This window comes from Campylobacter concisus (assembly GCF_015229965.1).
Lineage (GTDB): Bacteria > Campylobacterota > Campylobacteria > Campylobacterales > Campylobacteraceae > Campylobacter_A > Campylobacter_A concisus_BD.
Genome location: NZ_JAAKZB010000002.1, coordinates 1 through 14,019 on the forward strand (window position 1 = coordinate 1; position 14,019 = coordinate 14,019).

A 14,019-nucleotide genomic window follows, 5' to 3' on the forward strand; every position below is an offset into this window, starting at 1 on the left:
ATATCTCAATGCCAAGAGAGTTTATACCACTTGCTATCTTACCATCATCATCAAGTCTTTTTGTAAAGTCTTGGTTTTTATATGTGTTTAGTAGATCAAGTACATCTTTACCATTACTTGAGATTGCTTCTTTAAGAGCTACTTGAAGATCTTTAAATGTATTTTTTAGTTGATTTAGAGCTGGGTTGTTTGTATCAGCTTCTAGGCTTGCTTCATAGTTGCCATCTTTTATCTCATTTACAAAGGTGTTGGCTTTTTGGATGAATATACTTTGATCTTTCATGCCATCTTCAATGGCCTTTGTGTTTTTGTTTATTAGCTCTGCCATTTGGCCAAATTCATCTTTAGATGTTATCTCTATAGGCTGTGCTTTGTTTGTCTTGTGATTTAGTAGATCAAAGAAAGATAGTAGGCCTGTTTTTAGTTTGAGGATGATTTTTAGGAGGTAAGACGACATTAGAAGTGAAACTATCACAGAGATGATGATCGCTGCTAAGATAACGCCGATAGCTGAGTAAAATAGCGTATGCAAATCTTTTAAAAGCACATCCTCGTCCATCTCACCAAATAGGTACCAATCAAGGCTTGGGATATATTTTGAGCCAATTATCAAATTTCTCGTGCCGTTAAAGTGACGGATGACGCCGCCATTTTTATTCATCAAGACATCAAATTTCTCTTTACCAAGGACATCTTTTACATTTACTTTGCCAACCCTATCGCTCTTTTCTATTTTTACGATACCATTTGAATCAACCATTAAGAATTTACTGCCCTCGCCCATGGTTTTTGAAGTGACTAAATTTACGATGTCATCAAGGTTCATGCCTATTGCGCTGACGCCATAAAATTTGCCGTCTTTTTCAACCTTGCTATTTACATAAAGCGTTAGCGAGCCAGTAGCTTCTGAGACTTGGATGTTTAGAGAATTTACCTCTTTGCCATTCTTAACGTCAAAGTACCAGCTATCGCGTGGATTGTCCTTACTAAGTTGCTTTAAAATTTTGTCGTTTGTGTAATAGTTTAGAGTTTTATCAGAGACAAACATCGCCGTTGAGAGGTTAAACGCCTTCATAAGGTCGGTGTTGTAGTTAAAAAGCGTTGCTAATCCGTCCTTTGGCTCGCCCTCGTCGATCCACTTAAGAAGATAGTCGTTTTTAGTCATCTGATAAGAGATGTTGATGATCTTATCTATGGCATAGCCGATCTCACCTGCAACGTTAGAGACGGCTAGTGGTAGCTCATCTTTCACAACTTTTTCTGTATATAGGTTGCGAGCTATGTTGTAACTAATGAGGCTAACGCCGATTAGTAACAGTACGATCACAGCTGTCAAAATAACAGAAATTTTAATCCTTAAAGATTTCATAAATCACTCCTTGATCAATATTTGCGTAATTATTCAACTTTTTATATAAAAGTAAAATTAATTTAAATAAATATGAAATTTTGTTTTAACTATGTCACTTTGTGGGGTTATAATGACACAAATTTAAATCACTCCCTGCCATAAAGTGCTAAAAATTTCTAAGCAATTTTTCAAACTGCACACCATAGCTTGTGCGATTATCATCTTTTAGCGTGATCTTGATGCTCTCAAGTACAAAATTTGCTGCCTTTTTGATAGCATTTTGCATGCTTTCGCCATTTATAAGCGAGCCAAAAAGCACTGAAGCAAAGATATCTCCGGTGCCACTTGCGTGAAAGGGCAAATACTCGTGAAAATACTCCACTTTTTCTTTCGTCTTTGCATCATAAGCTATGATACCACACTCATTTTGCTTGTATCTAATGCCCTTTAAAACGATCTTTCGCGCACCAAAACTAGCCAAGCCCTCAAGCAGCTCCAAAATGTAATCCTCGCCGTATCCATCGCTTAAAAATGACTTTTCACACATAAAACTTGCCTCAGTTATGTTTGGCGTGATGACGTGTGCCTTTGTGCAAAGCTCCCTCATCTTTGCCACAAATTTCTCATCAAAGCCGTGATAGAGTTTGCCATTATCGCCCATGCAAGGATCCACAAGCCTTAGCAAAGAGCCGCTGTCAAACTCAGCAAAGACCTTCTCTATAAGCTCAAGCTGCCTAAAACTACCTAAAAATCCAGTGTAAATTCCATCAAAGCTAATGCCCTCTTTGTGCCAAACCTGCGTTATAGCGTCAAATTCATCAGTTAGATCATGAAAAGTGAAATTTTTAAAGCCAGTGTGAGTTGAGAGCAGTGCCGTTGGCAAGATGCACGCCTCGATGCCTTGGGCGCTGATTATGGGAAGTGCAACTGTGAGCGAGCATTTGCCCACGCACGAGATGTCTTGTATAGTTAAAATTCGCTTCATCTCTTATCTTAATTTATAAAATTTAACGCCAGCAACATCAGTTTGATAAACCACGCCGTCTTGCAAGAGCTTATTTAAAATTTGCTTTGAGTGCTCTGAGAAATTTTCTTCAACATTTGCCGTAGTTTGCGGACGGCGCTCTAGCATGGCTAAAATTTCGCTCTTATTAAATTCATACTTTTGCTCTATCTTGTGAGCCCTAGCTATGGTGACTGGCACGCCTTTTATCTTGCTTGCAAGCTCTTCAAGCCTACTAGCATCAACACCTTTTACGTTGTAAGCTGGCGGGCGATCTATCGTACCCACATCCACTCGGTGCGGAGCTATCTCATTTATGGCCTCATTAAGCGCCATAAATTCCTCTTTTTTGTCGTTAAATCCAGCCACGACCAAAATTTCAAGCACAAGCTCGCCTTTAAATTCCTTGCGAAATTTAGCCATTGCTTTTATAAGTTCATTTACTTCTATGCCACTTTTGTTGCGGTCTATCTTTTTAAATGTGCTTTGCACGGCGCTATCAAGGCTAAATTTCACTATGTCAAGCCCATATAGCGCTTCACAAATTTTTTGATCTCTCGCGCCTGAGCCGTTGCTTAGGATTAGAGTTTTTGCCCTGCCCTTTATCTCATTTACTTTTACTATCAGCTCTTTTAAGTGCGGATAAAGAGTTGGCTCGCCATTTGCTGTAAGCGTGATGACATCGATATTTTGATGAACTTTTAAAGCTTCTTTTAAAGCGCTTATGATTTCATTAACGCTTGGTGGATTTTCTATCTCTTCAACCGGCTTTGCGCCCTTTAGCTCGCAATAAACACAGTCAAAATTGCATGATTTTTGCTTTGGGCTTAGATCGATGCCAAGGCTCATGCCAAAACGGCGCGAATTTATCGGCCCAAATATGATAGTGCTATCTTGCACTTTTTCTTTGAACCTCTTTTATGAAATATTTTGCGTTTTCAACTGGCACGTCTGGCAAGATCCCATGACCAAGGTTGAAGATATGCGGTGCGCCTTTCATCGTGCTTAAAATTTTATCCACGCCCTCATCGATCGCCTTCTTGCTATATAGCCTTGTTGGCTCCATGTTGCCCTGAAGGACGTATCTTGGGCTAAGTTTTTCTTTTGCTAGCTCGATCGGCGTGCTCCAATCAACGCCAAAAACATCAAATTTACCTGAAATTTTATCCAGATAGCCGCTGATGCCTTTTGGGAAAACGATGACTGGGATCTCTGGAAATTCAGCCTTGACGCTATCAACTATCTTGTTTATGTAGTTAAATCCAAACTCAAAATATGCCTGCTCTTCAAGTGCAGCCGCCCAGCTGTCAAAAATTTGCACCGCATTTACGCCAGCTTTTATCTGCTCTTTGACGTAAAGGATAAGCGCTTGCGTCACTTTTTCTAAAATTTGATGTAAAAATTCTGGATTTTGATAGAGCATTTTTTTGCAGACCGCATAGTTTTTACTGCCACCACCCTCTATCATATATGTAGCTATCGTCCAAGGTGCGCCACAAAAGCCAATGAGCGCCTTATCTTTGGCTAAATTTTCTCTTGTAAGCTTGATCGTGTCATAGACGTATGCTAAGCTTTTAACCGATCTTTCGATACTAAGCGCATCAAGTGCGGCCTCATCACGCAAAGGCTTTGTAAAAACTGGTCCCTCGCCCTTTTCAAAGCGCAGATCCATGCCCATTTCAAGAGGCACGACAAGGATATCGCTAAACAAAATCGCCGCATCAACGCCTAGGATATCAACTGGCTGAAGCGTGACCTCGCTAGCCTTTTTATAGTCTTTACAAAGTGATAAAAAGTCCCCTGCTTTAGCTCTTACAGCCATATACTCTGGCAGATACCTGCCAGCTTGGCGCATCATCCAAACAGGCGTATAAGGGGTCGGTTTTTTAAGGCAAGTGTCTATGAAAATCATCAAATTTCCTTTAAATTTTTAAGTGGATATTATCCAAAAATAGCTAAAGAAAAGATGTAGGAGAAATTTTAAGCGTAAAAACGCTTAAAATTTTAGTGTTCGCCCTTGTGAAGGAAGTAAAGTCCAAGGCAAAGTGCTAGGATAGAAGCCGCAAGATAGGCCATCTCAAGCGGTGTTGTAAAGTTTGCGTGAAGCACTCTTTGGAAGAAATTTACGATTAAAACCATGACGATCACTTTGCCAAGCTTGTCTTTTAGCTCATCAAGCGAATGCACTTCAAGCACCTTGCTCTGCTTTGACTGCTTTAGCTGTGTGATCTCTGAGATGAAAAGCTCGTAAATTCCGAAGCTAAATATATAAAGAACAAGCGCCATCAAATATAGATCGATCGCTCCAACTATCTCGCCAACGACTTCTGAATGGAAATTTTCAACGTGGAAATTCTCTACAAAGAAGTATTTGTAGACCTCTAAAAGCACCTTGCCGACATCATAACTTGCGATGATGAAAAGCACGATCGCACCTAAAAGTCCAAAGACTATTGGAAAAAGCGTGAAACTGTTGCTTGCAAGCAAAATTCTCTCGAATATTTTACGCAATAAAAACCCTTTTTGTGAAATTTAAAAAGGGGGTATTTTATAGTTTTTTCCTTAAAATTTAGGTGCAAAATCGCAATTAATTTTAGTGCAAACTACTCCTGCATCGCGATCCATTTTTGTGCGATCCTAACGGCATTTGTCGCAGCTCCCACGCGGATCTGATCGGCACTGCACCAAAGGTGAAGCACATTTGATCTAAAGTTATCAACCCTGATCCTGCCAACGTAAGTCTCGTTTGTATCGCTTGAGATAGTAGGCATCGGATACTCTTTTTTAGCTGGATTATCGACTACAACGACGCTTGGCGCTTTGCTTAATATCTCTCTTGCCGCATCTGCGCTCACGTCCTTATCAAAGTGGATAGTGATCGCTTCAGAGTGGCTTCTAAGCACCGGCACACGCACGCATGTCGCGCTCACTTCGATATCTTTGTGAAGAATTTTTTGCGTTTCATTGACCATTTTCATCTCTTCTTTTGTATAGTCATTATCCAAAAAGACGTCGATGTGTGGGATCACGTTTAGCGCTAGGCGGTGCGCAAAGACCTTTGGCTCGCACTCATCAAGCTTAAATTCAAAAAACTTTTGCATCTGAACAACAAGCTCCTCCATGCCCTCTTTGCCAGCGCCACTTGCTGCTTGATAGGTAGAAACATCAACCCTGTTGATGCCAAAAGCATCATTTAGTGGTTTTAAAATTTGAACCATTTGGATGGTTGAGCAGTTTGGATTAGCGATGATGCCGCGGTTTTTCCACATAGCAATGTCACTTGGGTTGCACTCAGGCACGACTAGCGGGATATCTTTATCCATCCTAAAATGGCTGGTATTATCGATGACTACTGCGCCGCTATCAGCTGCAAATTTGGCAAATTTCTCTGAAACTGAGCCACCTGCACTAAAAAATGCGATATCGATCTCGTGCTCGCTAAAAACTTTCTCGGTTAGCTCTTTTACTTTGTAGTGTTTGCCCTTAAATTCTATCTCCATGCCAACGCTCTTTGCACTTGCAAGTGGCAAAAGCTCACCAACTGGGAAATCAACCTCCTCCATAACTCTAAAAAGCTCTTCGCCTACCGCTCCAGTAGCACCAACGACCGCTACGTTAAATTTTCTCATCTGCTCTCCTTTACCCTCTTAAATTTCATAATCTTGCGTAATTTTACTAGCCAAAAACTTAAATTTATTATTATTTCTTACTTCTTGCTTGTAAAAATAGATCTTTTGGCAAAATTTCATCGCCCTCGCTTAGTATCGCTGCACGCTGCACGACCGAGATGAGCTCTCTTATGTTGCCTGGGTAGTCGTAGCCTAAAAGCTCCTCTTTGGCTGCTTTTGAGAAATTTTTAGCCTCAAAGCCATACTCCTTGCAGCATTTGTCCAAAGCATCCTGCGCGATAGGCAAAATTTCATCCTTTCGCTCGCGAAGTGGTGGGATGAAAAGCGGGATCGTGTTTAGGCGGTAGAAAAGGTCCTCTCTAAACCTGCCCTCTTTCATCGCAAGCTCTAAATTTGCATTTGTAGCGCAGATGATGCGAACATCTATCTTTTCGCTCTTTGTAGCGCCAAGTCTTGTTATCTCGCGCTCCTGCAAGGCGCGAAGCAACTTTGGCTGTAAATTTATAGGCATCTCGCCGATCTCATCTAAAAATAGCGTTCCGCCATTTGCCAGCTCAAACTGCCCTTTTTTGGTAGTCGCTGCGTCAGTAAAAGCGCCCTTTTCAAAGCCAAAAAGCTCACTTTCTATCAAATTTTCAGGGATAGCAGCCATATTTAAAGCGATAAATGCAGCATCTTTTCTTGGTGAGTTTGCGTGGATAAATTTAGCAAAGACCTCCTTGCCAACGCCGCTTTCGCCACTAAGCATAACTGAGGCGTCAGTTCTTGCAGCTTTTAGCGCGATATTTAGCGTCGCTTCAAGTGCCTTTGAACTGGCTAAAAAGCCGTTATTTTCACTTTTAATTTCAACTTTTTTTATGCTTTTTGGAGTTTTTTGTTTTAGCGCCTCTACCCTTTTTATCGCCTCATATAGCGTTGAGACGTCAAATGGCTTTGTTAAAAAGTCTTTCACGCCAAGCCTAACGCTCTCGATCGCCTTGTTAAGTGTGGCGTTTCCAGTCATTATGATGACGTCAAATTTGCCGTTTAACTCTTTAATGAACTCAAGTCCGTCCATCTTTGGCATGTTTATGTCGGTGATGATTAGATCAGTGTCGTCGCTTAGCTTTTTTAGAGCCTCAACTGCGCTCTTGTAGCTCTTGATGTTTAGCTCTTCATACTCGCCAAGTGCGATCTCAAGCGACTTTCGCATATTGATGTCATCTTCTACTATGACGATATTCATTTGATCTCTTTTTTATTGAAGTGTGCCGATGATAGCGGATTTTGGCTTAAATTCCACCATAAATCTAACTGGCAAAATTTTCAAATTTGAAGCATTTGTGACCTGTGAATTTTTGACATTAAGCTCATTTTTTATCATCACTTTTTTTAAAGCAAAGCAGTCAAAAATTTCATCTTTGTGTAAATTTAAAAAGCCAAGAGTTGTGGTATTTTCATCTTTAAAAGCGTCTATCTGGCAAAGAAATTTTGGTTGTGGACTTGGTGTGAGAGTCATCGCCTTTGAAAATGAAATTTCTTCAAAGGCAACTATTTGATTTTTCGTATCGACCTTTGCCCAGAAGATAAACTCCTCCAGGCAAAAGGCGAAATTTAAAAGTATCGTTAGTAAGAAAAGACTTCTCGCCACTTATCTTCGTCTATCTTAAGCTCCATATTTACCTTATAAAGCCCGTCTTTGAAATTTTCATTCACGATCCTTGCGTTTTTAACAAGGCCTTGAACCTTTGAAGTGATAGATGAGTCGTTTAACATCGCGTCTCTTACGGTGTCTTCAGCGTTGATCTTTACGCCATAAAGCTTGCCTGCAAGCTGCGAATAAGCATCAGCCATCGCCGCTCTTTTTGCAAGAGTGACTGACTGAGCGTATGAGAGCGAATTTAACGGAGCTATGCCCTCGCCTGTGGCTCTAAAAGTGGTCTCTCTTGGAGCGCTATCATATATCATCTTCTCTTTTTTCATCACCTCTCTAAGATCGTCTTTATCGACCTTTTGGATGACTACGTTGCGATTTGATGTGCTAGTTGGCTCGCCCATAAAGCCATTAAATGAGCAACCGCCAAAAATAGCGATCATTAAAGCAAAAGATAAAATTTTAACCTTCATAAACAACCTTTTTTATGCTTTTATTTAAAATTTAATAGCAAAATTTATTCCAAAAGCCCCATATCTTCGCTTGGTGCTTCTTCCTCATCTTCGCCATCATCTGCCTTAGGGCATCTTGCGATACTTACAACATCATCGCCATCTACATTTACGACGATCACGCCGCTTGTGTTACGTCCTGCTTTGCGGATGCTTTGCATATCTACTCTTATCATCTTACCGCTTGATGTTAGCGCCATTAGATCTTGCTCTTCATCAACCATCACAACGCCCACTAGATCGCCTGTTCTGCTTGTTAGTTTCATGCAGATGACGCCTTTGCCGCCGCGGTTTGTCAAGCGGTACTCATCAGCGGTTGTGCGCTTGCCGATACCTTTTTGAGATATGCTTAAAATTTCTTGATCATTGCTTTCGATGACTGCAGCACCCACGACCTCATCGCCTGGCTCTTTAAATTTAATACCAGTTACGCCGCGTGCAGTTCTACCCATTTGGCGAACCTTGCTGATCTTAAATTTAAGGCACATACCCTTTTTAGTAACGACAAATAGCATTGTCTCATCGCCTGAGTTTGCGTCCTCTTCGGCATTTGCACTATCTTCATCGATCTCGTTTTGAAGCTCTTCAACTTCAAGCACCTCTGTCTCAACGCTTAGCTCATTTTCAGGGTCAGTAACCGGCATATCATCGTATGTCTGAGCGATGAGCGCAGTTACTAGCTCGTCGTTCTCATCGAGGCTTATCGCTCTTACGCCAACTGAGCGGATGTTTTTAAACTCACTTAAATTTGTGCGTTTTACGATGCCGTTTTTAGTAAAGAATGCTAGAGATTTGCTCTCGTCAAAGTCAGTCGTTGGGATGATCGCTTTGATCTTCTCATCAGGCTGCAACTGGATCAAATTTACAACCGCCTTGCCCTTTGCCGTGCGGCTTCCCTCTGGGATCTTATATACTTTTAGCCAGTAGAGCTGTCCGCGGTCAGTCACAAACATAAGCGTATCGTGGGTATTTGAAGTAAAGAAGCTCTCTATAAAGTCATCATCGTATGTCGTGACCGCTACTTTGCCCTTACCGCCGCGTTTTTGCTTCTCGTACTGCTTACTTGGCACACGCTTGATGTAGCCGCGGTGAGTTATGGTTACGACCATATTTTCATTTGGTATGAGGTCTTCGATGTCGATATCATCGTAGTCATCAACGATCTCAGTCACTCTTGGTACTTTAAATTTATTTTTGATCTCAAGAAGCTCTTCTTTGATCAAATTTTCAAGCAATGTCTCGCTCTTTAAAATTTCATCAAGTCTTGCGATCTCAGCCATAAGCTCGGCTAGCTCGGCCTCTAGTTTTTCTCTCTCTAGGCCTGTAAGCTTGCTTAGACGCATATCAAGGATAGCGTTTGCTTGAAGTTCCGAGAGGTTAAATTTACTCATCAAGCCTTCTCTAGCAACCGCCGTATCAGCACTATTTCTAATAAGCTCGATCACCTCATCGATATTATCAAGTGCGATCTTTAGACCCTCTAAGATGTGGGCTCTTGCGCGCGCTTTTTCGAGCTCAAATATCGTCCTTCTAATGATGACGGTTTTTCTGTGATTTAAAAATAGCTTAAGTAGCTCGATAAGGTTAAATACCTTTGGCTCTTTGTTATTGATAGCAAGCATAATAACGCCAAAAGTGCTCTCCATCGTGGTTGATTTAAAGAGATTATTTAGCACGATGTCACTCATCGCGTCGCGTTTTAGCTCGATGACTACGCGGATGCCGTCTTTGTCAGACTCATCTCTAACCTCGCTGATGCCCTCTATCTGCTTATCTTTTACAAGCTCAGCGATCTGCTCGATAAGTCTTGCTTTGTTTGTTTGATAAGGTAGCTCGTCAATAACGATGACATCTTTGTTTGGCTTTTTTTCTATGTGAGTTTTGGCTCTTAGTTTGACCCTGCCACGACCTGTGCGGTAGGCCTCTATGATGCCTTTTTTACCAAAGATGATACCGCCAGTTGGGAAGTCTGGACCTTTTATAAATTCCATCACCTCTTCAAGTGTCGCCTCTTTGTTTTCAAGAAGTAGCAAAAGACCGTCTATCAGCTCATCAAGGCTGTGTGGTGGGATATTTGTCGCCATACCGACCGCAATACCGCTTGAGCCGTTTAATAATAAATTTGGCACACGGCTAGGCAAAACATCTGGCTCGACCTCTCTATCGTCGTAGTTTGGTACAAAATCAACCGTATCTTTGTCGATATCTTTCAAAAGCTCTTCAGTAAGCATGGTCATTCTAGCTTCGGTATAACGCATCGCAGCTGCGCTGTCGCCATCAATCGAGCCAAAGTTTCCTTGTCCATCAACGACTGGATAACGCATAGAAAATTTCTGAGCCATACGAACAAGTGCGTCATAAACTGCTATGTCGCCGTGTGGGTGGTACTTACCGATGACTTCACCGACGATACGAGCTGACTTCATATAGGCACTTCTGCTGCCAACGCCGAGGTTATCCATAGCGTATAAAATTCTTCTATGAACTGGCTTTAGTCCGTCTCTAGCGTCAGGCAAAGCACGTCCGACAATGACGCTCATAGAGTAGTCAAGATAGCTATTTTTTATAGAATCTTCGATATCAACTGAAGCGATATCTTGAGTTAATTCAAGTAGATTGTCTTTCATTTTTATCCTTAAATTTAGCTTGAGGGATTTTAGCTAAAAATTGATAAAAACTTTCTAAGGGCAAAGCGGCTTGGGTTAAATTTAACCCTTAAGCACGCTCATAATATGTAGCTCCGTTTGAAAAACGCTTTGTGTAAAGTGGGGTGTATGGCACAAGATCAGCATGCCCTGCGTAAAATCTCCCCTCTGGCTTAAGCATTCTATGCAGCCTCTCGACGCATTTTAGTCTAAATTCGTCGTCAAAATATATCATCATATTTCTTGAAAGGACGATGTCAAATTTACCAAGATTAAACATCGCATCGTCAAAAACATTTAAAATTTTAAACTCACACCTTGGCAAAATTTCTTTTTTGATGAAAAATTTGTCATCTTTTTTTGTAAAAAATCTCTCTTTTTGAAACTCACTTAGTCTGTGCAAGCTCCTCTCGCCGTAGCATCCGACGCTACAAGCTTGTATGGCTTCTGAGTTTATGTCGATGCCAGTTAGCTGGATATCACTTTGTTTAAGGCCAAATTCATAAGCAAGCATAGCAAGCGAATAGACCTCATCGCCGCTCGAGCAAGGCGCACATAAAATTCTAGCCTCTCCAAGCTCTTTTGCGTAGTAGATCACGTCTTTTAGCTGGGCTAGCTCTCTATAAAAATATGTCTCATTTACGGTGACTAAATTTAAAAGGTCTTGCCTAAGTAGCGTGTCAAATCTTATCATCGAAACTAGATCTTTAAAGCTTTTTATCTGGCGATTTTTAGCAAATATACTAACTCTTTGCAGAGTGATGTCTCTCTTTGGCTCCAGATCGACCCCGCAAAGCGTCTTTATAGTGCTCATAAATTCGTTAAATCCATCCATGTCGCTTGGTGCTTTTGCCTCTAAAACTTCGCTTTGTTTATCTACTTTGTTAAAAAGCATTTAAAAACTCCTCAAGCTCTTTTCTTATCATCATTAAATTTAACGATTTTAAATTTTGATTTAGCTCCTTAGCACGCTTTGGCATGCCATAAACTATGGCGCTCTCTTCGTTTTCAGCTATGCATTTTGCGCCTGCTTTGTAGAGCTTATCAAGCCCAGCTGCACCATCATCGCCGATGCCAGTTAGCAAGATCGCTAGTAAATTTACATTTTTAGCGATCTGCGTGCCTGAGTTAAAAAGCACATCAACATTTGGCGTGTATATCGTTTTTATCTCAGGTTGTGGCTTTGCGCTAACTGGCAAAGTCGCTGAAATTTCAAAATTTTGATCACAGATATAGACGATATTTTCTCTTAAATTTGTCTTTTCGCTTAGAATTTCAACATTTATGTTGCACTCCCTGCCCATTTGCGTGACAAATGAGTTTATAAACATCTTATTCATATGCTGAGCGATGACGACCATCGCACCATTTAAATTTATATCTTTTAATAGTTTTTTTATATGACCTGGGCCTCCTGTAGAAGCCCCTATTAAGACCAGTTTTTGAGCCACTAATTGCCTTTAAATTTAAAATTTATCGCACAAATCAAGTTCTAAATTCGCCAAGTTTTGCATTTAGCGTATCTGTCATCTTGTTTAGATGCTCAGCAGCTGAAGCTATCTCTTCTACGCTTCTTGTGCTTTGAGATGAAATTTGACTTATGCCCTCCATGCTTTTTACTATATCGTCAATATCCTTGCCAGTCTTTATATAGTCCTCGATAGTTTTATCAGATAGTCCTATGGCTGATCTCATGATATCGCTCATATCTCTTATGGTGTTTTGCGCGTTGTTTGCCACGCCTGTTAGCTCGCTTATTTGCTTAGAATTTATACTCATTTGCTCGCTACTTTCATTTATCGCTTGAACGATGACGTTGATAGTTGCGTTTATCTCGGTGAGGCTCTTTTGAGTGCGTTCAGCTAGCTTTCTAACCTCATCAGCAACGACTGCAAAGCCACGTCCGTGTTCTCCTGCACGTGCCGCTTCAATGGCTGCATTAAGAGCAAGTAAATTTGTCTGATCGGCAATGTCATTGATAACAACAAGGACTGATTTAACCTGCTCAGCGTCACGGCTAAGCTGCTCGATCTTGCCAGCCATTTGGTTTTCAATATCTGATGTCTGAGCGATCTCTGAAGATAAATTTGAGATGGTATTTAGCGTCTCATCAACGTAGCTTAGCGCCTTTTGAAGATCATCTTTGCCACCTTTTGCAACTTCGATTGAATCTTTCATATATGATTGTATCTCAGCGCAATCCTTCCCAGCGCTCTGAAGTATCTTGCTTGAGTTTTCTACCCCACGGCCAGTTTGGACTGAGGTTGAGCTAAGCTCGTTTGCTATTGAGCTATTTTCATTTGAAATATCTTTTGCCTCGGCTATTAAAACCCTTACTTTTTCTATAAATTTATTTATGGCTTCGCTGGCTTTGGCTATCTCATCTTTGCCGACGACTTCTAGTTTTCTTGTTAGATCGCCATCGCCACTTGAGAGGTTTGTAGCCCGCATGATTAGCTCATTTAGCGGTTTTGTGATAGAAAATTTAGAGTAGAGCATAGCAACTATTAGTGAGATGATCAAAACCACAACGGCTATGACGATGAAATTTGTAGTGTTTGCATTGGCGTCATTTTGCATGGTAGCTGAAATTTTATCTATCTCTTTATACATGCCCTCAAGATCAACAACGGACATCAAAAGTACATCTTCATGAAATAAATTTAGCTTTTGTCCACGTGCTATCTTTCTTGTGGTTGAGCCATCCTTTGACTTCGAAACAAAATTTACAAAGTCTCCATCGCTATTTTGCTTAGCCTTCTCGATAAGTTCTTTTACATATTTATAGCCATTTGCGTCGGTTGCCTCAAGCCTATTTTGTCCATTAAATTCAGGTATACCAGGGTTTGCAATAACCACGCCATCTATTGTTGAGAGACTAAAGTAACCAAGCTTACCATCACCAAATCTAGCCCTTGAGAGATAGTCGATAATATCTTCTTTTTGATCTTCAATGGTCTCGTTTGCGTCGTCATAGACCTCTTGAATTTTTAGCAAAATGCTTGAGACGATATCCATCTCTTCACTTAAAGCTGCCCTTTTGTCGGCTAAGACCGTTTCAGTCAGCTGTTTGGTAGAAAATTCTATCGCTTTGTTTTGCTCGTAAATGTTTAGAAAGACTAAGATGGCTCCAAGCACCAGTAGGGACGAGACGATCATCATCGTCACTTTTGATGAAATTTTCATAATACCTCCTTTTTAATGTTTAAATTTCCTTAATTTTGAGATTATAGCACTATTAAAGTG

13 protein-coding genes are annotated in these 14,019 nt (G+C 40.8%); all 13 read right to left on the reverse strand.

The genetic code is table 11. The features are described from left to right. On the reverse strand, positions 1-1,369 hold a 1,369-nt coding region (locus G6W43_RS01065), incomplete at its 3' end, for a HAMP domain-containing protein (protein WP_194168938.1). A gap of 148 nt (positions 1,370-1,517) precedes the next feature. After that, entirely contained in the window at positions 1,518-2,336 is an 819-nt protein-coding gene (locus G6W43_RS01070; RefSeq protein WP_194168939.1) for a pyridoxamine kinase, read from the reverse strand. A 3-nt stretch (positions 2,337-2,339) separates the two neighbouring features. Beyond that, positions 2,340-3,254 (reverse strand): radical SAM protein, encoded by a 915-nt coding sequence (locus G6W43_RS01075; RefSeq protein WP_194168940.1) that lies wholly within the window; start codon positions 3,252-3,254, stop codon positions 2,340-2,342. Then, complete coding sequence (hemE, locus tag G6W43_RS01080; protein ID WP_194168941.1) at positions 3,244-4,266, reverse strand: uroporphyrinogen decarboxylase; 1,023 nt, start codon at positions 4,264-4,266, stop codon at positions 3,244-3,246. The genes G6W43_RS01075 and hemE overlap by 11 nt, the downstream gene beginning before the upstream one ends. Positions 4,267-4,358: 92 nt before the next feature. Continuing rightward, positions 4,359-4,865 (reverse strand): YqhA family protein, encoded by a 507-nt coding sequence (locus G6W43_RS01085; RefSeq protein WP_194168942.1) that lies wholly within the window; start codon positions 4,863-4,865, stop codon positions 4,359-4,361. A gap of 92 nt (positions 4,866-4,957) precedes the next feature. Continuing rightward, a complete protein-coding gene (locus G6W43_RS01090) occupies positions 4,958-5,983 on the reverse strand; it encodes an aspartate-semialdehyde dehydrogenase (protein ID WP_021085479.1) in 1,026 nt (341 codons plus the stop codon). A 70-nt stretch (positions 5,984-6,053) separates the two neighbouring features. Continuing rightward, on the reverse strand, positions 6,054-7,208 hold the full coding sequence (locus G6W43_RS01095) for a sigma-54-dependent transcriptional regulator (protein WP_021085598.1): 1,155 nt from the start codon (positions 7,206-7,208) through the stop codon (positions 6,054-6,056). 12 nt (positions 7,209-7,220) lie between these two features. After that, on the reverse strand, positions 7,221-7,613 hold the full coding sequence (locus tag G6W43_RS01100; protein ID WP_021085589.1) for a hypothetical protein: 393 nt from the start codon (positions 7,611-7,613) through the stop codon (positions 7,221-7,223). Beyond that, positions 7,589-8,089: an LPP20 family lipoprotein gene (locus G6W43_RS01105; protein ID WP_002939671.1), complete on the reverse strand. Its 501-nt coding sequence runs from the start codon at positions 8,087-8,089 to the stop codon at positions 7,589-7,591. The genes G6W43_RS01100 and G6W43_RS01105 overlap by 25 nt, the downstream gene beginning before the upstream one ends. Before the next feature lie 44 nt (positions 8,090-8,133). Further along, entirely contained in the window at positions 8,134-10,755 is a 2,622-nt protein-coding gene (gyrA, locus tag G6W43_RS01110) for a DNA gyrase subunit A (RefSeq protein ID WP_194168943.1), read from the reverse strand. 88 nt (positions 10,756-10,843) lie between these two features. Next, positions 10,844-11,668, reverse strand: coding sequence for a CheR family methyltransferase (locus G6W43_RS01115; RefSeq protein ID WP_194168944.1), 825 nt, complete (start codon positions 11,666-11,668; stop codon positions 10,844-10,846). Beyond that, positions 11,658-12,224 carry a CheB methylesterase domain-containing protein gene (locus G6W43_RS01120; protein WP_021092891.1) on the reverse strand — a complete coding sequence of 189 codons (567 nt, stop codon included), beginning with the start codon at positions 12,222-12,224 and terminating at the stop codon, positions 11,658-11,660. Before G6W43_RS01120 ends, G6W43_RS01115 begins: the two co-directional genes overlap by 11 nt. A gap of 34 nt (positions 12,225-12,258) precedes the next feature. Beyond that, positions 12,259-13,959: a methyl-accepting chemotaxis protein gene (locus G6W43_RS01125; RefSeq protein ID WP_194168945.1), complete on the reverse strand. Its 1,701-nt coding sequence runs from the start codon at positions 13,957-13,959 to the stop codon at positions 12,259-12,261. Between the last annotated feature and the right edge of the window lie 60 nt (positions 13,960-14,019).